At 44.6% G+C, this 17,524-nt stretch carries 15 protein-coding genes, 21 tRNA genes and 1 rRNA gene; 6 read left to right on the plus strand and 31 right to left on the minus strand.

What is annotated here, in order from left to right:
* Nucleotides 1-119 precede the first annotated feature (119 nt).
* Nucleotides 120-341: a membrane protein insertion efficiency factor YidD gene (gene yidD / locus ACFVS1_RS24180; protein WP_245406465.1), complete on the plus strand. Its 222-nt coding sequence runs from the start codon at nt 120-122 to the stop codon at nt 339-341.
* A 121-nt stretch (nt 342-462) separates the two neighbouring features.
* Entirely contained in the window at nt 463-1,398 is a 936-nt protein-coding gene (locus ACFVS1_RS24185; protein ID WP_387551395.1) for a metal ABC transporter solute-binding protein, Zn/Mn family, read from the plus strand.
* Between the two features lie 49 nt (nt 1,399-1,447).
* Here ACFVS1_RS24185 and ACFVS1_RS24190 read toward each other — a convergent pair whose 3' ends face one another.
* Nucleotides 1,448-2,512 carry a DctP family TRAP transporter solute-binding subunit gene (locus ACFVS1_RS24190; RefSeq protein ID WP_387551398.1) on the minus strand — a complete coding sequence of 355 codons (1,065 nt, stop codon included), beginning with the start codon at nt 2,510-2,512 and terminating at the stop codon, nt 1,448-1,450.
* 139 nt (nt 2,513-2,651) lie between these two features.
* Between ACFVS1_RS24190 and ACFVS1_RS24195 the strand changes: the two genes are divergently transcribed.
* Both ACFVS1_RS24195 and ACFVS1_RS24200 read left to right on the plus strand, forming a co-directional pair.
* Nucleotides 2,652-4,262, plus strand: coding sequence for an ATP-binding protein (locus ACFVS1_RS24195; RefSeq protein ID WP_387551401.1), 1,611 nt, complete (start codon nt 2,652-2,654; stop codon nt 4,260-4,262).
* Nucleotides 4,255-4,950: a response regulator gene (locus tag ACFVS1_RS24200; RefSeq protein ID WP_352926054.1), complete on the plus strand. Its 696-nt coding sequence runs from the start codon at nt 4,255-4,257 to the stop codon at nt 4,948-4,950. The genes ACFVS1_RS24195 and ACFVS1_RS24200 overlap by 8 nt, the downstream gene beginning before the upstream one ends.
* Before the next feature lie 47 nt (nt 4,951-4,997).
* Here ACFVS1_RS24200 and ACFVS1_RS24205 read toward each other — a convergent pair whose 3' ends face one another.
* The 8 genes from ACFVS1_RS24205 to ACFVS1_RS24240 form a co-directional block, all read right to left on the minus strand.
* Nucleotides 4,998-5,147: a hypothetical protein gene (locus tag ACFVS1_RS24205; RefSeq protein ID WP_352926052.1), complete on the minus strand. Its 150-nt coding sequence runs from the start codon at nt 5,145-5,147 to the stop codon at nt 4,998-5,000.
* A 372-nt stretch (nt 5,148-5,519) separates the two neighbouring features.
* Nucleotides 5,520-5,792: a hypothetical protein gene (locus tag ACFVS1_RS24210; RefSeq protein ID WP_387551406.1), complete on the minus strand. Its 273-nt coding sequence runs from the start codon at nt 5,790-5,792 to the stop codon at nt 5,520-5,522.
* A gap of 31 nt (nt 5,793-5,823) precedes the next feature.
* Nucleotides 5,824-6,927, minus strand: a complete 1,104-nt coding sequence (gene menC, locus ACFVS1_RS24215) for an o-succinylbenzoate synthase (RefSeq protein ID WP_387551409.1) — start codon at nt 6,925-6,927, stop codon at nt 5,824-5,826.
* Nucleotides 6,924-8,405: an o-succinylbenzoate--CoA ligase gene (locus tag ACFVS1_RS24220; protein ID WP_387551412.1), complete on the minus strand. Its 1,482-nt coding sequence runs from the start codon at nt 8,403-8,405 to the stop codon at nt 6,924-6,926. Before ACFVS1_RS24220 ends, menC begins: the two co-directional genes overlap by 4 nt.
* Nucleotides 8,406-8,491: 86 nt before the next feature.
* Nucleotides 8,492-9,304: a 1,4-dihydroxy-2-naphthoyl-CoA synthase gene (gene menB, locus ACFVS1_RS24225; protein ID WP_370029151.1), complete on the minus strand. Its 813-nt coding sequence runs from the start codon at nt 9,302-9,304 to the stop codon at nt 8,492-8,494.
* Nucleotides 9,305-9,311: 7 nt separating this feature from the next.
* The gene (gene menH, locus ACFVS1_RS24230) at nt 9,312-10,133 is read right to left on the minus strand and encodes a 2-succinyl-6-hydroxy-2,4-cyclohexadiene-1-carboxylate synthase (protein ID WP_387551415.1); all 822 of its coding nucleotides are present in this window, start codon (nt 10,131-10,133) and stop codon (nt 9,312-9,314) included.
* Nucleotides 10,130-11,881 carry a 2-succinyl-5-enolpyruvyl-6-hydroxy-3-cyclohexene-1-carboxylic-acid synthase gene (menD, locus tag ACFVS1_RS24235; RefSeq protein WP_387551418.1) on the minus strand — a complete coding sequence of 584 codons (1,752 nt, stop codon included), beginning with the start codon at nt 11,879-11,881 and terminating at the stop codon, nt 10,130-10,132. Before menD ends, menH begins: the two co-directional genes overlap by 4 nt.
* The gene (locus tag ACFVS1_RS24240) at nt 11,874-13,283 is read right to left on the minus strand and encodes an isochorismate synthase (protein WP_387551421.1); all 1,410 of its coding nucleotides are present in this window, start codon (nt 13,281-13,283) and stop codon (nt 11,874-11,876) included. Before ACFVS1_RS24240 ends, menD begins: the two co-directional genes overlap by 8 nt.
* A gap of 299 nt (nt 13,284-13,582) precedes the next feature.
* On the opposite strand from ACFVS1_RS24240, the gene ACFVS1_RS24245 reads away from it, so the two are divergent.
* Nucleotides 13,583-14,503 (plus strand): 1,4-dihydroxy-2-naphthoate polyprenyltransferase, encoded by a 921-nt coding sequence (locus tag ACFVS1_RS24245; protein WP_387551424.1) that lies wholly within the window; start codon nt 13,583-13,585, stop codon nt 14,501-14,503.
* Between the two features lie 146 nt (nt 14,504-14,649).
* On the plus strand, nt 14,650-15,399 hold the full coding sequence (locus ACFVS1_RS24250) for a TraR/DksA C4-type zinc finger protein (protein ID WP_352926038.1): 750 nt from the start codon (nt 14,650-14,652) through the stop codon (nt 15,397-15,399).
* Between the two features lie 41 nt (nt 15,400-15,440).
* Here ACFVS1_RS24250 and ACFVS1_RS24255 read toward each other — a convergent pair.
* The 22 genes from ACFVS1_RS24255 to rrf form a co-directional block, all read right to left on the minus strand.
* Nucleotides 15,441-15,512 (minus strand) — tRNA-Glu (locus ACFVS1_RS24255).
* Between the two features lie 3 nt (nt 15,513-15,515).
* Nucleotides 15,516-15,606 (minus strand) — tRNA-Ser (locus tag ACFVS1_RS24260).
* Between the two features lies 1 nt (nt 15,607).
* Nucleotides 15,608-15,682, minus strand: a tRNA-Asn gene (locus tag ACFVS1_RS24265).
* 12 nt (nt 15,683-15,694) lie between these two features.
* Nucleotides 15,695-15,771: transfer RNA gene (locus tag ACFVS1_RS24270), tRNA-Ile, on the minus strand.
* Between the two features lie 5 nt (nt 15,772-15,776).
* Nucleotides 15,777-15,850, minus strand: a tRNA-Gly gene (locus tag ACFVS1_RS24275).
* A 4-nt stretch (nt 15,851-15,854) separates the two neighbouring features.
* A tRNA-His gene (locus ACFVS1_RS24280) sits at nt 15,855-15,930 on the minus strand.
* Nucleotides 15,931-15,947: 17 nt separating this feature from the next.
* Nucleotides 15,948-16,023 (minus strand) — tRNA-Phe (locus ACFVS1_RS24285).
* A 22-nt stretch (nt 16,024-16,045) separates the two neighbouring features.
* A tRNA-Asp gene (locus ACFVS1_RS24290) sits at nt 16,046-16,121 on the minus strand.
* 6 nt (nt 16,122-16,127) lie between these two features.
* Nucleotides 16,128-16,201 (minus strand) — tRNA-Met (locus ACFVS1_RS24295).
* 102 nt (nt 16,202-16,303) lie between these two features.
* A tRNA-Ser gene (locus tag ACFVS1_RS24300) sits at nt 16,304-16,396 on the minus strand.
* A 21-nt stretch (nt 16,397-16,417) separates the two neighbouring features.
* A tRNA-Ile gene (locus tag ACFVS1_RS24305) sits at nt 16,418-16,494 on the minus strand.
* Nucleotides 16,495-16,504: 10 nt separating this feature from the next.
* Nucleotides 16,505-16,581 (minus strand) — tRNA-Met (locus ACFVS1_RS24310).
* 28 nt (nt 16,582-16,609) lie between these two features.
* Nucleotides 16,610-16,685 (minus strand) — tRNA-Ala (locus tag ACFVS1_RS24315).
* Between the two features lie 17 nt (nt 16,686-16,702).
* A tRNA-Pro gene (locus tag ACFVS1_RS24320) sits at nt 16,703-16,779 on the minus strand.
* Nucleotides 16,780-16,790: 11 nt separating this feature from the next.
* A tRNA-Arg gene (locus ACFVS1_RS24325) sits at nt 16,791-16,867 on the minus strand.
* Nucleotides 16,868-16,876: 9 nt separating this feature from the next.
* Nucleotides 16,877-16,965 (minus strand) — tRNA-Leu (locus ACFVS1_RS24330).
* 12 nt (nt 16,966-16,977) lie between these two features.
* Nucleotides 16,978-17,052: transfer RNA gene (locus tag ACFVS1_RS24335), tRNA-Gly, on the minus strand.
* Between the two features lie 8 nt (nt 17,053-17,060).
* Nucleotides 17,061-17,142, minus strand: a tRNA-Leu gene (locus tag ACFVS1_RS24340).
* Nucleotides 17,143-17,150: 8 nt separating this feature from the next.
* Nucleotides 17,151-17,226 (minus strand) — tRNA-Lys (locus ACFVS1_RS24345).
* A 21-nt stretch (nt 17,227-17,247) separates the two neighbouring features.
* Nucleotides 17,248-17,323, minus strand: a tRNA-Thr gene (locus ACFVS1_RS24350).
* Between the two features lie 10 nt (nt 17,324-17,333).
* Nucleotides 17,334-17,409, minus strand: a tRNA-Val gene (locus ACFVS1_RS24355).
* Nucleotides 17,410-17,420: 11 nt separating this feature from the next.
* Nucleotides 17,421-17,524: ribosomal RNA gene (gene rrf / locus ACFVS1_RS24360) — 5S ribosomal RNA — on the minus strand; the annotation flags it as partial.

A 17,524-nucleotide genomic window follows, 5' to 3' on the forward strand; every position in this document is an offset into this window, starting at 1 on the left:
GGAATACCTACATGCTTATTCCTTTTTTACCCTTATTGGAAATTTAGAAAATATGCTATAATTAAGGGTAGTGAATTTACTCGAAAAGAGATGAAAGCATTGTGTTGAAAAAAATATTAATGGGAATCATTCGTTTTTACCAAGTTGCTATTTCTCCAATAAAGCCGCCTACCTGCCGTTTTTACCCAACTTGTTCCCATTATGGTTTGGAAGCGATCAATCGTTTCGGACCTATAAAAGGAAGCTGGTTAGCACTCATCCGCATTCTTAAATGTCATCCGTTTCATCCAGGGGGCATTGACCTTGTTCCTGAAAAAAAAGAAAAAAGTGAGGACCAATAGAAAAAAACCTTGCTTTCTTTTGCAATCTTTTGTATCATACAGAAGTCAAATCGTAATCATTTCGTTTTTTCCATATAACATTCAAATCGTAATCAATACGAATTATAAAGGAGCATTTCATATGAAAATTCGAGCATTGCTCTCACTTTTCCTTGTTACTGCGGTATTTCTGTCAGCCTGCGGCAACGGCAACTCGAAGGGAGAATCGAGTAAAGAAGAAACCAAGGATGCCTTGGATATATATACGACGGTTTACCCTTTACAATACTTCACAGAAGCCATTGGCGGGGAGTACGTAAATGTCGAGACGGTTTATCCTCCCGGAACGGATGAACACTCATTCGAACCCTCTCAAAAAGATATTGTAAAAATGGCTGAGTCAGACCTATTTTTCTATATTGGCTATAATCTTGAAGGCTTTGTAACCAAGGCTGAACCAATTCTAAGCAAAGAAGGCGTCAGTACGGTTGCGGTGGGCGAAACGGTTCATCTTGATGAGCATGCACACGAAGAGGAAGACGGTCATGACCATGGGGGCGTTAATCCGCATTTGTGGTTAGATCCCATCTATTCCATTGACATGGCTAAAACCATCAAGGACGAATTAACGAAAAAAATGCCGGAACAGGAAGAATATTTCAACAATCGTTTCAACGAGCTTTCCAAAAAACTTGAGGCACTTGATGAAAAATTCGCGACGACAATCGAGTCAGGCCGTACCAATAAGATCATTGTTTCCCATTCTGCATATGGCTATTGGGAAGAACGCTATGGATTGGAGCAAATTGGCGTCACAGGACTAACATCTTCAAACGAACCTTCTCAAAAGGAACTGGGGAAAATCGTAACCATGGCTAAAGAAGAAGACTTGAACTACGTCATCTTTGAGCAAAATATCAGTTCTAAACTAACCGAGATCATCCAAAAGGAAATGGGAGCGAAATCACTTGAGCTCCATAACCTTTCCGTGTTGACGGATAAAGATATCGAAGCCGGTGAAGATTACTTCAGTATAATGGAAAATAACGTAAAAACACTGCAAACTGCATTACAATAGGAAAAAGAGCGGGCCTTGGGTCCGCTCCTTTTTTGTCCCCATCATTTAGTTATTCCTTTAAATGCTTTTCACGGATCTTTTCCATCTTCGTCATCAATTCGGTTCCAATCGTTGATTCGAATTCCGGATAGATGACGGTCATCTCATCCATCCATTCTTTCTTTTCTTCATCTGTCAGTTTATAGATGTCGATATTCGATTTTTGCTGGATTTCCTTAAGCTGTTCCTGGTTCAATTCATTTGATTTGATCCATAGCCATCTCGTTGTATCATCCATCGCCCGTTGAATTTGCTGCTGAATGTCCAAAGGGAGTTTGTTCCAAAACGGTTTGTTTATCATGACTACATACCCTAAATAGCCATGGTCACTGATCGTTAAATATTTTTGCACCTCATATAATTTCTTGGAATAGATATTCGAAATCGTATTTTCCTGACTGTCCGTCTCATTGATTTCAAGGCTTTTAAACGTTTCGTTAAACTCCAGCTCAGATGTTGTCGCCCCAAAATGATTGAATTGGCTTTTCAGGACTGCACTTGGCATGATTCTAAAATTCTTTCCTGCAAAATCACTTGGATGCCTGATCGGTTTACTGCTTGTAATCTGTTTATAGTTATTCGACCAAAATGCGAGTCCCTCGATATCGATCGTGTTCAGCTGCTTAAGCAGCTCTTCCCCCACTTCCCCATTCAATGCTTCCTGCAAGGCAGCGTCCGTTGGAAAGACATAAGGAAGGTCCAATAGCATCCATTTCTTTGATATGCTCGTAATTTTAGATGTAGTCGGAGCAATCATCTGCACCTTGTTTTCTTGTAACGCTTCGATTTCTTCATGATCACTATATAATGACTGATTAGGATAAACTTCAATTTTGACACGATGACCTGTATATTCATCTACCAGTTTGGCAAATCGGTTCGCAGCTAGCCCTTTAGGTGTATTTTCAGCAACGACATGACTGAACTTAATAACGATTTGATCCTTCATCCCGACCTGCTCCTCATCCTTCGGCAAATTGAAACCGAAGCCTGAAAAGAACGATTGAAACGATATAAACACAGCTATCAACAGCCCCAAGCCAATTAATAAGAAGTACCCCCATAATGCACGCATACCGACAACTCCTCACCGCTCACTTCACATATCACTATTCTATCACAGCTTTTTGCTGTCGTAATACAATGCGCGAAAAATAGCGAAAAGTGGTAGAAATTCTGTTACTATAAAGTATAGAAGTAATGGAGGAAAAACAATGGATAAATCCTTTCATATGCCCATTCAAATTAAAATCACCCTGCTATCATTCGTAATCGTCGCTTTTTCGATACTAATAGGCGGGATTTTTATATTCGGAAATATCGTTTCGGTCAGGGAGGATGAAATAGGCAAACGCTCCATGATCACTGCCCATACTATCGCCGAACTCCCTGAAGTACAAAAATTGGTTCGTAAGCCTGAAGGATGGACTGAGCTTAATCCGATTATTGAAAACTTAAGGAAAATCCATCAAGCGGATTATATAGTTGTACTCAACAATCAGCATATACGCTATTCCCACCCGGTGTTTAGTCAATTGGGGACCCCTTCTGGCAGCAGCGACGAAAGCGCTGCGTTCGCTGAACACGAATACCTTTCAAAGGCCGCTGGCGAACTTGGCATTTCCATCCGCGCCTTTGTCCCGATCCTTGATAAAGATAGAGAGCAAATCGGCGTCGTACTGGTTGGGAATATCTTGCCTACGATACCGGAATTAATCAAGGACTTGAAAGGTGAAATCGCGATTATCCTGGTCCTTACACTTTTATTCGGTGTATGCGGCTCATGGCTCATGGCAAGAAGGATAAAAAAAGAGACCTTCCAACTTGAACCACATGAAATTTCACGGATGTTAGTTGAAAGGACAGCCGCTTTCAATGCGATGCATGAAGGGGTGATCGCCATAGATAAAAATCAGACAATCACGATTTTCAATGAAAAGGCTAAGCAAATATTCAATATTAACGGTGCGGTCATTGGTAAGAATATCAATGATATTATACACGATACCCGTCTCCCGGAAGTGCTTGACCGGACATCTCCCATCTTTAATCAGGAGATCTCGGTTCAAAACAGGAATATTGTAAGCAACCGGGTACCGATAAAGATTGCGGATAAAACGATCGGTGCGGTGGCCATTTTCCAGGATCGCACCGATGTGACGAAGCTAGCTGAAGAGTTGACTAGTGTCAAAGCATTCGTTGAAGCTCTGCGCGTTCAAAACCATGAACATATGAACAAACTTCATACGATAGCAGGTTTGATCCAGCTAGGAAATCTTGACGAAGCGCTGCATTACATTTTTCAGATCACGGAAGAACAAGAGGAATTGACCAGGTTTTTAACGAAGCACATTCACGATGATAATTTAGTGGGGCTGATATTAAGTAAGATTTCCTTGGGTAGGGAACTCGGAATCGAGCTCATCATGGACAAGCACACGAAATTGGACCGCTTCCCCGCTGATTTGGATCATCACGATTTTGTATTGATAATCGGAAACCTGATCGAAAATTCATTTGCAGCGCTAAAGCATTGTTCAGAGGAAACAAAACAGGTTTATCTATCCATCTACCAGGATGAACGTCATTGTCAAATTGTGCTTGAGGATAATGGACCCGGCATTCCAGAAGACATTCATAAAGATATATTCGAGTATGGTTTTACAACAAAAGGTGCGGAAGGATCAGGAATTGGTCTTTATCTAATAGACCAAATTGTAAAAAAAGCGAACGGCGAAATGAAATTCACGACACTCCCTGACGAAGGAACAAGCTTTTTTCTTTCTTTTCCGATGCACGATATAGAGGAGAACCAAAATGACTAACGAAATTCGTGTACTTTTAATTGAAGATGACCCCATGGTCCAAGAGGTCAACAAACAATTCATCGAGCGCCTGCCTGCCTTTAAAGTCGTTGATACAGCTTCAAATGGGCTTGAAGGGCTGGAAAAAATCAGGCAGTCTAAACCCGACCTGGTCATTTTGGACATCTTCATGCCATCTTTAAACGGGGTTGATACACTTTATCAAATCAGAAAAGAGCAAATGGATGTGGATGTCATCATCATTTCAGCGGCAAATGATCAGAAAACGATCAGAAAAATGATGCAGAATGGGGCTTTTGACTATTTAATCAAGCCATTTAAATTCGATAGGCTTAAACATACGCTGGAACAATACTTCGCTTTTCGGATGGAGGTTGAACCTGACCATCAAATATCTCAAACCCAGCTCGACCGAATTCTTTTTCAACATAAAACACATTCTGAAGCGAGTCGGAAATATGATGTTCCCAAAGGATTGAATGGCGCGACTCTTGAGCAGGTTACGAAGTTCATAAAGACCCAGCCTGGGTCACTATCTGCAGAAGAAGTGGCTGATGGGATTGGAATCGCCAGAGTTACAGCAAGGCGCTATCTTGAATACTTGCATGGCGAAGAAGTCCTTCAGCTTGACGTACAATATGGCAGCATAGGCCGTCCAGTCAATAGATACCGGCTTAAAAAACCTTAAAACGCATGGGGACCGGCTCGAAACGGTTCCCTTTTTACTTTTACTCTTTACGCACCTGTCTTCCGGTCATATAGGCCCCACTTTCTCTTCAAAAGAAACAGCTCACACTCTTTCAATGCCGTCACTTCTTTAATGACATAGTCCGGCATGCCCCTTTTTAGTAGAATCTCCGCAATAAGGTACGGTTTTTTCTTCATACACTCTCCCCTCCCTTTCCCTTGGTTGCCATTCTTTTAATCTCATTATACAAAATAATCCAATAAAGAAAAAATAGACAAAGCCCCATTTTCCGAAAAAAAATTATGATCTATCCGGCCATTTAAATGATTTTCCTTCTCTAAAATCACGTTTTATACATGGAATACTGGAGAACAAAAAGTAGTTGCAGACTGTAGACAAACTCGAAGTAAATCCAGCTTACCTAGAGTTTTTTCTAAAGATCATTCTTGGAATGGAGGGTACGAGACTCCCGCGGGAAAAGCATGTCAAGGGAGCCCGCGGAAAGCGAGTTTACGTTCCAATCAACGATCAAATTTTACAAAACCTCAAAAAAAAGTTGCTGGTTGATTTCAGTCATTCGTTCCCTTTCCGCCGACTGTCTGCCAGGCCTCATCTAAGCAAGCATCTAGCGGGATCTTGGCTAGCCGGTTATCCGGCAGAAGTGTCGTAAATTTCTTCAATTTAGTAAGAGTTTTAACAGGAAACACAAAGAACTGATTTGTTAGTTTCCTATTAAAATCATTTTCCAAAAGGGTGGGGTTTCCGTCCAAGAAAATTCTAATTGGGTGAGTTACATAGACAAGGGGAGTGAGAGGAGTGAGAGGATTATCAAATTTGGTCAAAAGAGGTGGGCAATGCACCTCTTTGATGTTTTCACCTGTACAACTTACTATATGCAGTCAGTTCCTTTAGCCGCTTTTCATTGATGGCAAAACCGATTCCAGCTTTATCGGGAACTTGGATCATGCCATTTTCGACAAGTACTTCAGGATCTATTATATCTTCATCCCAATAACGGGATGAAGATGATATATCCCCGGGAATCGTGAATCCTTTTAATGTGGCAAGTGCAATATTATGTGCACGTGAAATCCCAAATTCAATCATACCGCCGCACCAAACCGGCACATCATTCCTCAGACATAGATCATGGATTCTTACAGCTTCCATCCAGCCGCCGACTTTAGCCATCTTAATGCTGATCACCCCACAGCTCTGGAGCGACAGCGCACTTTTGGCATCATGAAATGAATTTATGCTTTCATCAAGGCAAATGGGTGTCTGCAACTGTTTCTGCAAAAAGGAATGTTCCACAATGTCGTCATGTCCCAGCGGCTGTTCAATCATCATCAGCTTAAACACATCAAGTTTCTGAAGGTGGGTGATGTCATCAAGAGTGTACGCTGAATTGGCATCTGCCATGAGCGGGATATGAGGATGAGCCCGACGGATTTCCGCTAAAAACTCCAGATCATTTTGAGGATTGATTTTTATTTTGTAACGCTGATAACCAGATCCGGAAAAATCCTCTATCTGGCGCATCGCATCTTCAATATCATTGGATGCAACGACTACACCAGCGGCCACTTCACTTCGTTCGCCGCCCATCAGCCGTCCGAGGTAGACTCCTTTCTGCTTCGCATATAAATCGAGGATTGCCTGCTCTAAAGCTGACTTCGCCATCCCATTCCGCCGGATTCCGCTCCATAGGTTCGGCAGCTCATCGGGATGTTTGACCTGACTGGCCAATGTCAACGGGATTAAGAAGTCCTCCAATATATGAAAGCAGGTTTTGATCGTTTCCTCGGTATACCAAGGACTTGTAAAAGGTACAGCTTCACCGTATCCAATAAACCCATCCTTATCCATGGCTTCGACAATGATCACTTCCCGATCGCTTACCGTTTCGAGATGCGTCTTGAATGGCCGTTTTAAAGGAGCCTTAATAAGCTTTAGGGTAATGGAGGATAACCTCATTGCCCTTCCCCCATTTCCTTCTTCAGTTCTCGTCTCAGAAGCTTGCTTGCGCCATTACGGGGAAGCTCCTTACAAAAAATCACGTTCCGGGGAAGCTTATAGGATGCTAAATATCCCCTGCAATATTCCAACAGTTCACTCTCATCAAGCTCTGCACCTTGTTGCAAGACGACAAAAGCAAGCGGGACCTGTCCCCACTTTTCATCATCAGTCCCAGTCACTCCCGCTTCGAAAACATCAGGATGCATACTGAGGACGTTCTCAATCTCGGCCGGATAGACATTTTCGCCGCCAGAGATGATTAAATCCGAACGTCGGTCAAGTACATATAAAAAGCCTTCCTCATCAAGATAACCAAGATCCCCGGTATAAAGCCATCCATCGGTAATCGCCTGCTGTGTAGCATCCATTCGATTAAAATAACCTTTCGTGACATTCGGACCTGAAACCACGATTTCGCCCACTGCACCCGGTTCACACATCGTGCCGTCTTTCTCTATCCGTAACTGTGAAGGAAACAAAGGTTTCCCAGCTGATCCGATTTTTGACATGCTATACTCCGGTGCCAGTGTCACAATCTGTGAAGACGTTTCGGTCATCCCATATGTTTGATAGACGGGAATCCCCTTCTCCTTACAGGCTTCAAGTAAATGGACGGGTGCAGGGCCGCCGCCCAACAGGAAACAGCGAAAGGTTTTTGGATAGCTTGTTCCCTTCAAATCCTGAACCATCCTATTCAGCATGGCCGTCACGACCGAAATGATCGTCACGCCATTTTCCTGAATGCTCCGGTTTGCTTCCCGTTCATCGAATCGTTCCGCCAAAACGACTTTCATGCCATAAATCACGTTTTTCATCAGAATGGATAAACCGCTAATATGAAAGATCGGAACCGCACAATACCAAGAATCCTCCTCATGCAATCCGAGGTTCAGAACCGACCCTACTGCACTCCACCAATGGTTGCCGAATGTTTGGATCACACCCTTTGGATTTCCTGTCGTACCTGATGTATACATGATCGTAGCGGTATCCTCAAGGTAAAACTCTTGAAGTATCTCCGCCGTGCCTTCATTCGGCAATTCTTCCATTAAATGAAGGTTCAATTCCGGGAGAATCTCATCAATATCAGAAAGTTTGTCGGAGAAGGCACCTTCTGAAACCAAATAGGCAGTCCCACTATCCCCAATCTGCCAGGACAGCTCTTTTGCCGTTAACTTATTATTCAGCATCACAATCTTCACACCGAGATAAAATAGTGCATGGATAACGACAACACCATCAATATGGTTGCGGAGCAAAACCGCGCATGAATCACCGGAGCCCAGACCAATGCTTGCCAGCTTACCAGCCATCTTCTCCGATAATGTATGCAGTTCAAGAAAGCTATACGTATGACCTTCAAACTCGATTGCCGGGCGCCCCGGTGAAAGATGCGCCCGATTTTTCAGCCAGTTCGGCAACTTTTCTTCTGCCATTGCTGCTTACCCTCTTCCATTTTGATATAGAAAACAGCCCGGCGATTTTCCGCCAAGCTGTCAGTCTCATCGATTCACGCGTTTCATTAAGGGAAACGAGGGAATTGCCCAAAGTCCGGAGTGCGCTTTTCTTTGAATGCATCGCGGCCTTCTTTTGCTTCTTCTGTTGTATAGTATAAAAGTGTAGCGTCACCAGCCAATTGTTGAAGACCTGCAAGGCCATCCGTATCAGCGTTCATTGCCGCTTTCAAGAAACGGAGTGCAGTAGGGCTCTTCTCAAGCATTTCTTCACACCATTTAACCGTTTCCGCTTCTAATTGGTCTAATGGTACGACTGTGTTGACCAATCCCATATCCAATGCTTCCTGTGCATTGTATTGACGGCATAGGTACCAGATTTCACGCGCCTTTTTATGACCCACGATACGTGCAAGGTAACCAGAACCATAACCAGCATCAAAGCTTCCTACATTCGGTCCAGTTTGTCCGAAAATCGCATTGTCAGCAGCAATCGTCAAGTCACATACCACGTTCAAGACATTACCGCCACCAATTGCATATCCTGCAACCATGGCTACGACTGGTTTTGGAATGACGCGAATCAAACGTTGTAAATCAAGAACATTTAGACGCGGAATGTTATCTTCACCCACATATCCCCCATTTCCGCGTACTTTTTGGTCTCCGCCTGAACAGAATGCTTTGCCGCCTACACCTGTTAAAATAATGACACCAATGCTGGAATCATCACGCGCTCTTGCGAATGCATCAATCATTTCAGCAGTCGTTTTTGGCGTGAATGCATTATGTACATGTGGTCGATTGATGGACACTTTCGCAATCCCGTTATATTTTTCATACAAAATTTCATCATACTCACGTATTGTTTCCCATTGAATCGTCACCTTAATTCCTCCTTTTATTTCGCTTTAAGAACTCACTTATTATTTTACCAAACTTTTCTCCAACTTCCACATGAATCGCATGTCCCGCATCATTTATTATTTTCCATTCGACCCGCTTCAGCTTTTTTTTCATCGAGTCCGCAATTCGACAAAACTTCCGGTCAAGTTCACCAGTTACAAGGAGCACAGGGAAATCAAGGGTTTGCAGTTGTTCCCAGTATGAAGCCTGACTGCCGGTCCCCATACCAAGAAGGCTATTGGAAAGGCCGGCAGGACTATTTGCCAACCGCTGCTCCCGAATGGCTGACCTGGTTTTGGCCGACAACCGTTTTTGACTTTCAAACAAAGGGATGTTTTCCCATTGATCCACAAACGCTTCCATGCCATTTTCAAGAATCCTTTCGGCAAGCTTCCGATCATTTTCCCTTCGCACTTCACGTTCCCCTTCTGTTAAAAGGCCCGGTGAAGCGCTCTCCAATATCAATGTGTCAACATACTCAGGAAACAAACAGGCAAATCCCAATCCGAGCCTTCCGCCCATCGAGTATCCAAGGATATGGGCTTTCGGGAAATGTAACACATCCAGAATATACTTGATATCCTCAGCGACACGCTCCATTTCATACCTTCGATGATCGGCTGGTGACGCAGACATACCATGACCGATGATATCGACCATGATTAACGTATACCTGTCACTCAGTAGCGGAATGAGGAATTTCCATGTATCCCGATTTCCCGTAAATCCATGTAAAAGTACTAGAGGATCTCCATTTCCCGTTATTTCAACAGCATAATTGACATCATTACTGACAATATTCATGATATTTCCCTATCTAACACCATTTTTATTTCCTGGGAAACAAAGCTCCACAAAATTCGATGTTTTTGTAGATTCGACTCTCTTTCTGTCGGAACTTCAATGATTTTGAGTCCTTCGATTTCGAATGACTCTGTAAATACCTTCTCTAACTCATCCCAATTTTGAACCTTGTTGTATTTACCGCCATAAAGCTCGGCCGTATGGGAAAAATCAAGCCCATGAGGCGTGCCGAATAGCGTTTCGAAATGTTCCCTATCATTCGCCTGCGGCAAGAAGGAGAAAATGCCGCCGCCATCATTATTAACCAGCAATATCGTGATATTTTGTTTTTGAAGCTTTGCAGCAAGCAAGCCATTCATATCATGGTAAAAGCTTAAATCCCCAATTGCCAGCACTGTATTTTTTGATACCGTGCTTACGCCAAGCGCAGTGGAAACGACACCATCGATGCCATTTGCCCCGCGATTTGCAATGGTTTTGATTCCTTTTCCATTATTCAAAAAGAAAGTATCCAAATCACGTATGGGCATACTATTCCCGACAAACAACGTCGATTCCAACGGCATCATATCGGCAAGCAGGGCGAACAGCTTGCCTTCGCTTAACTCCGCTTCATCTCTGACGGAGGCTAAGGCCTCCTTCGTCGCACCGTTGACGGTTTGCCATAAGCGAAGCCATTCATCATCAGGGGAGGAAGTAATGCTTTCAGCGATTCGCAGACAAAAATCTTTCTCTTCGCTGTAAATCATATTCGTTGCCAATCCCGCTGGTTCGCGCCAGCCTGCTCCGCCATCGACGACCAAAGTGATTGCCTGTTTTTGTTCTTTCATGAATAACAATAACGGTTTAGAAACAGGCATTGCTCCGAATCGCAAGATCACTTCCGGCCTGAAAGCCGCTTTTGCCGTTTCATCGCGTAGAAACGTATCGTACGCATCAATGATGACGGCCTTGTCATGACTTCCGCTCCTTAACTGTGAAAGAGGATCAGCCAGTACCGGAAAAGCAAGTTTTTCCGCTAATGCGACGATGGCTTCCTTCATCTCTGGATGAGGTAATTCGCCACATACAATCATACCTTGCTTAGCTTGTGACAATGTAGTTGCGACAGCTTCTATTTGTGATGATGACAATGACAGTTCTCCACTGTCAATCAACACTGCAGGCGTCATTTTATTTTGCCTGCATTCCTTTGCTTTCTCCAAATCCGGTATCAATGGTTCTCGAAGCGGGAAATTCAAATGTACAGGCCCTGCCGGCTCGGCTGCAGCTGTTGCCACTGCCCTTGCACCGACCGTTCTGGCATACCGCATCATCCCATCCGTGCTTTCAGGAAGTGCCATTTCGACAAACCATTTAACATGTCTCCCGTAAAGGTGTATCTGATCGATCGCCTGCGGGGCTCCGACATCACGCAATTCATGCGGGCGGTCAGCGGTAAGTACAATAAGCGGCACTCTTGAATAGAAAGCCTCAATGACGGCTGGGTAATAGTTTGCGGCGGCTGTACCTGACGTACAAAGAAGTCCGATAGGTTCTTTTAGGGCCTTAGCCAAACCAAGGGCAAAAAAAGCAGCCGAACGCTCATCCACATTAATATGAATTTCGATATCAGGATGTTCCACCAGCAACAAAGCCAGGGGTGTGGATCGTGAACCAGGGCTCACCACCACATGCTTCACCTCATTTTGTGCCAGCTCATCGACGAATGAAGCAGCATAAGCTGTCAATGCATCTCGGTCATTCATTAAGATTTCCTCCTAAAGCACTTAACATCGGATTGAATTTAATCCCCGTTTCCCGGTATTCACTTTCGGGAGTCGAATCTTCCACTACTCCGCATCCGGCAAAGAGCGATGCCTCATTGTTCTGTATTAGTGCAGAACGGATCCCGACAGCGAATTCCCCGTTTCCATACGTATCCACCCAGCCTAAAGGACCCGCATAAAAGCCACGTTCCAGACCTTCCATTTCCCTGATTCGGACAACGGCCTTTTCTTTGGGAAGTCCGCCCATAGCAGGTGTTGGGTGGAGACTCTCGACAAATTCAAAAATCGTGACACCTTCCTTTGATATACCGCGGACCGGAGTGTACAAATGCTGGATATGGCGGTTTTTCATAAGTGTCGGTCCGGCCGGGACCATCACCTTTTCGCATACTGAATCAAAGGCATTCGATATCATCGACACGACATATTGATGCTCTTGTAAATTCTTTTGGTCATGAAGCAATTCTTCACCAAGACAAACATCTTCCTGCTCATCTTTCCCTCGTCCCATCGATCCAGCAAGACAGGTAGAAAAAACTTCATTTCCCTGTTTCTTAATTAAACGTTCAGGGGTGGCACCGACAAAACAGTCACCACCAGCTTCCAAACTGAAAATATAACTCAATGGCTGCTCAGCAAGCAATTGTTCAAGCACTTTCCCTGAATCAATGGAATGTTCAAAACCAAGCCGAAGCTCCCTTGCCAAAACGATTTTGTCGAGATTTGTCGTCTTGATTTCCTGAACAGCCTCTGCGACCGTCCGTTTCCATTCCTCAGGTTCGACTTCCCTCTGCATAACCAGGGAATTTGCACCCAATCCATTGCCATCCACGCTTTCGAAAAGGAAAGCTTCCCGTTCATTTATCATATCTATGAAGAGTTTTTCTGAATCATCAGGCGAACAAAGTAAGTTTGTCGTTAAGTAAGCTTGTTTCCCCACTATTGACAGCATGAAAGCGGGTATATAAAAAAGGTTGTCCCCGAACTGATTCCAAAGGAGCGTACTGTCAGTTTCATAATCAAAAGAAAAGCCCCCAAACAGTAAAGGACCTGTCGCTTCTACATCGGTCACTCCTGTTTTGACAGCATTATTCTGCAGTTTGATCCAGCTCTTTTCGACTTCTCTGTAACGTTCGGCATTCGATGCCGCTTTGAGTTTCTTAACATTGCCTAAACCGGTGATGGTTATCTCCTTTGCAGGGTCCTCCCAGAAAAAGCGTTCACCCGCGTACCGTTCTCTTCCAGCTTGATAAAATGAAAGGGGGTTGTTGCATTTAATCTTCTTAATATGACTGAATAGAACTTGATCATTCAAGTCCTTCGCCTTTTGTATAGCTGAAGCCAGTCCCTGAAACTGTTCAGTTTCCTCTGAGATAGCCAAAAAAATCCCCCCAAATGTACATTTTAAAAGCTTTTTAACCTATTTAAAGATACACCTCACTTGAACCCCATGTCAATAAAACGCCCCTTTGCCGAACGATTCTTTCCTGCTTTTTTCCTTATTATATGATTCTTAGCGAATGTAGAGAAATATCCTTGATTTTGGAAATGGATCATCCAGGAATTCCTATTATCACCCTTACCCACTTTTCCTGCATTTATTAGGATAACCTTTTGTGCAACATTTCAATATTTGTTATAATTTCGAGAGAACCAATAATGATTTTGAGGAGAGAAATAATGCAAACAGAATACGACGGACTTCCCCTTAAACGGACCTGGAAGATTTGGTGGGAGTTAATTCGTCCACATACACTAACCGCAGCTTTTGTACCAGTCTTACTTGGAACTGTGATTGCACTTTTGGAAGATGGAGTGAATTGGTTACTATTCGCTGCCATGATGATTGCCAGTATCCTGATTCAAGCTGCAACCAATTTATTCAATGAATACTATGATTTCAAGAGAGGCTTGGATACGGAGGAATCCGTAGGCATCGGCGGCGGGATCGTCCGTCATGGGATGACCCCCAAACTAATCATGAGCTTGGCCCTTGGCATGTATGCCATCGCCTTGATAATTGGAATCTATATTTGTGCCGCATCATCTTGGTGGCTTGCTGCAGTCGGACTGGTTTGCATGCTTGTCGGCTATCTTTATACAGGCGGTCCCCTGCCCATTTCATATACACCATTCGGGGAACTTTTTTCTGGATTGTTCATGGGCTTTTTGATAATCCTGATCGCCTTTTTCATTCAAACCGGTGATGTTTCTTCAACAGCCATCTTAATCGCCATTCCAAGTGGGGTTTTGGTCGGGTTGATCAACTTATCCAATAACCTTCGTGACCACGATGGGGATAAGGCACATGGCCGCAAAACGATGCCAGTAGTGATGGGCAGGAAAAACGCCCTGACATTCATGGCAATCATGTTCGCTTTCTGTTATCTATGGCTTGTTGGGCTAGTTCTTACCGGAAGCGTAACGGCGTGGATTCTCCTTGCCTTCCTTAGCATACCGAAGGCCATGGCCGCAATCAAAGGCTTCGTAGGCAAAACGCAGCCGATCACAATGGTCCCGGCAATGAAAGCCACGGCCCAAACGAACACCTTCTTTGGCTTACTCATGGCCATTGGATTATTCATCAGTTATTTTATCTAATCTCCGAGGACTGAGCTCATCCGCTCAGTCCTTTTTTCTGTATTCCATTGCATATTGTTTTCCTATACTCCGATTCGGGTAATAGATAATACAACCATCTTACCAATATAAAATGAGATTTGGACTATAGAAGGAGTGAATAGGATATGGCAACGAAACAACAAACGCAGAAATTAAAAAAGGAACTGCTTCAAGAAAAAAATGAGTTAAGTAGTAGAATTCAAAATGATGAACAATCCGTTCTGGATAAAAGCCAGACGGAATCAGTAGGGGAATTATCATCTTATGATAATCATCCTGCTGACCTAGGAACCGAATTATTCGAGATGGAACGGAATCAAGCACTCGATGAGCATGCACAATCAGAAATGGAGAAAATCGACGAAGCATTAAAAGCAATGGAAGAAGGTTCGTATGGCCATTGTATAACCTGCAATAGGGAAATCCCCATCGAGAGGCTTGAAGCGATTCCAAGCACTCTCTACTGTGTCGAGCATGCCCCGGAACGATCACTTTCACAAGACCGGCCAGTGGAGGAGGAAATACTGATTCCATCCAAGGGTGATCATTTTGAAAATCGTCATGGAAATGAAATAGTGGATAAAGAGGATAGCTTTGGTGAAGTCGCCAAATTCGGTACATCCGAGACGCCATCTGATTACACCGGCGATCATGACAATTATAATGATCTTTATAAAACCGAAGATGAAACGGATGGATTTCCAGAAGACTATGAAGGATTTGCAGCAAATGATATCGAAGGAAAAAATAGGGTGGATATACCGAACAAAAAACAAAAGGAATATGAAAATACATTAGAAGAAGAAAATATCGATTCCCAGCTTGGAGACATTCCTTATAAACAAAAAGATAGTTATATCAATGAAAAGAAATGAAAAAAGGAAGCATACATGAATGTATGCTTCCTTTTTTGTTATGACCCGTACGGGATTCGAACCCGTGTTACCGCCGTGAAAGGGCGGTGTCTTAACCGCTTGACCAACGGGCCAAATGGCGGAGAAGGAGGGATTTGAACCCTCGCGCCGCTCGCGCGACCTACACCCTTAGCAGGGGCGCCTCTTCAGCCTCTTGAGTACTTCCCCATGGCTCCGCAGGTAGGACTCGAACCTACGACCGTTCGGTTAACAGCCGAATGCTCTACCACTGAGCTACTGCGGAACAATATGAATATGGTGGGCCTAAATGGACTCGAACCATCGACCTCACGCTTATCAGGCGTGCGCTCTAACCAGCTGAGCTATAGGCCCATATTTGGAGCGGGTGAAGGGAATCGAACCCTCATCATCAGCTTGGAAGGCTGAGGTTTTACCACTAAACTACACCCGCGAAATGGGGCGACTGATGGGAATCGAACCCACGAATGCCTGAACCACAATCAGGTGCGTTAACCACTTCGCCACAATCGCCGTAATTTTGTAAGATATGGTGGCTCAGGACGGAATCGAACCGCCGACACAAGGATTTTCAGTCCTTTGCTCTACCGACTGAGCTACTGAGCCACATTTGTATTAATTTAAAAAATGGCGGTCCCGACGGGAATCGAACCCGCGATCTCCTGCGTGACAGGCAGGCATGTTAACCGCTACACCACGGGACCTAATAATTGCGGGGACAGGATTTGAACCTGCGACCTTCGGGTTATGAGCCCGACGAGCTACCGGACTGCTCCACCCCGCGACGGTAATAATGAAACGATTTGCATCAAGTTTTCGTGTATATCGTTTTTTGGCTTCCTCTATGTAAGGTTGTTTAAAAACAACTTGTTGCTTTTTAAAAAAATGGAGGAGGTAGAGGGATTCGAACCCCCGCGGGATTTGACTCCCCTGTCGGTTTTCAAGACCGATCCCTTCAGCCGAACTTGGGTATACCTCCACGGCATTAAAGAAATGAATATGGTGGACCTTGTAGGACTCGAACCTACGACCGGACGGTTATGAGCCGTCTGCTCTAACCAGCTGAGCTAAAGGTCCTTATATTTATTGGTAGCGGCGGAGGGGATCGAACCCCCGACCTCACGGGTATGAACCGTACGCTCTAGCCAGCTGAGCTACACCGCCAATATAATATAAGTATCTGATTGAAAAATGGTGGAGCCTAGCGGGATCGAACCGCTGACCTCCTGCGTGCAAGGCAGGCGCTCTCCCAGCTGAGCTAAGGCCCCATTCATTAAAAATCACGTGGTCGGGAAGACAGGATTCGAACCTGCGACCCCTTGGTCCCAAACCAAGTGCTCTACCAAGCTGAGCTACTTCCCGCAATAAAAACATGGTGCGCCCGGCGGGAGTCGAACCTACAACCTTCTGATTCGTAGTCAGATGCTCTATCCAATTGAGCTACGGGCGCATATTATGATGGTGCCGAGGACCGGAATCGAACCGGTACGGTAGTCACCTACCGCAGGATTTTAAGTCCTGTGCGTCTGCCAGTTCCGCCACCCCGGCACATACGAAAAGTGGAGCGGAAGACGGGATTCGAACCCGCGACCCCAACCTTGGCAAGGTTGTATTCTACCACTGAACTACTTCCGCATGAAAGATGCGGGTGAAGGGACTTGAACCCCCACGCCTTGCGGCGCCAGATCCTAAGTCTGGTGCGTCTGCCAATTCCGCCACACCCGCATATAAAATGGTGAGCCATGAAGGATTCGAACCTTCGACCCTCTGATTAAAAGTCAGATGCTCTACCAACTGAGCTAATGGCTCGTGCTTGTACTTATCTTAAAATGGTGCCGGCAAGAGGACTTGAACCCCCAACCTACTGATTACAAGTCAGTTGCTCTACCAGTTGAGCTACACCGGCAGGTGTAAAATGGTGGAGGATGACGGGATCGAACCGCCGACCCTCTGCTTGTAAGGCAGATGCTCTCCCAGCTGAGCTAATCCTCCATATAAAACCTGCTTGGCGACGTCCTACTCTCACAGGGGGAAACCCCCAACTACCATCGGCGCTGAAGAGCTTAACTGCCGTGTTCGGAATGGGAACGGGTGTGACCTCTTCGCT

This window comes from Peribacillus sp. NPDC058075, assembly GCF_042885195.1.
Taxonomy (GTDB): Bacteria; Bacillota; Bacilli; order Bacillales; family DSM-1321; genus Peribacillus.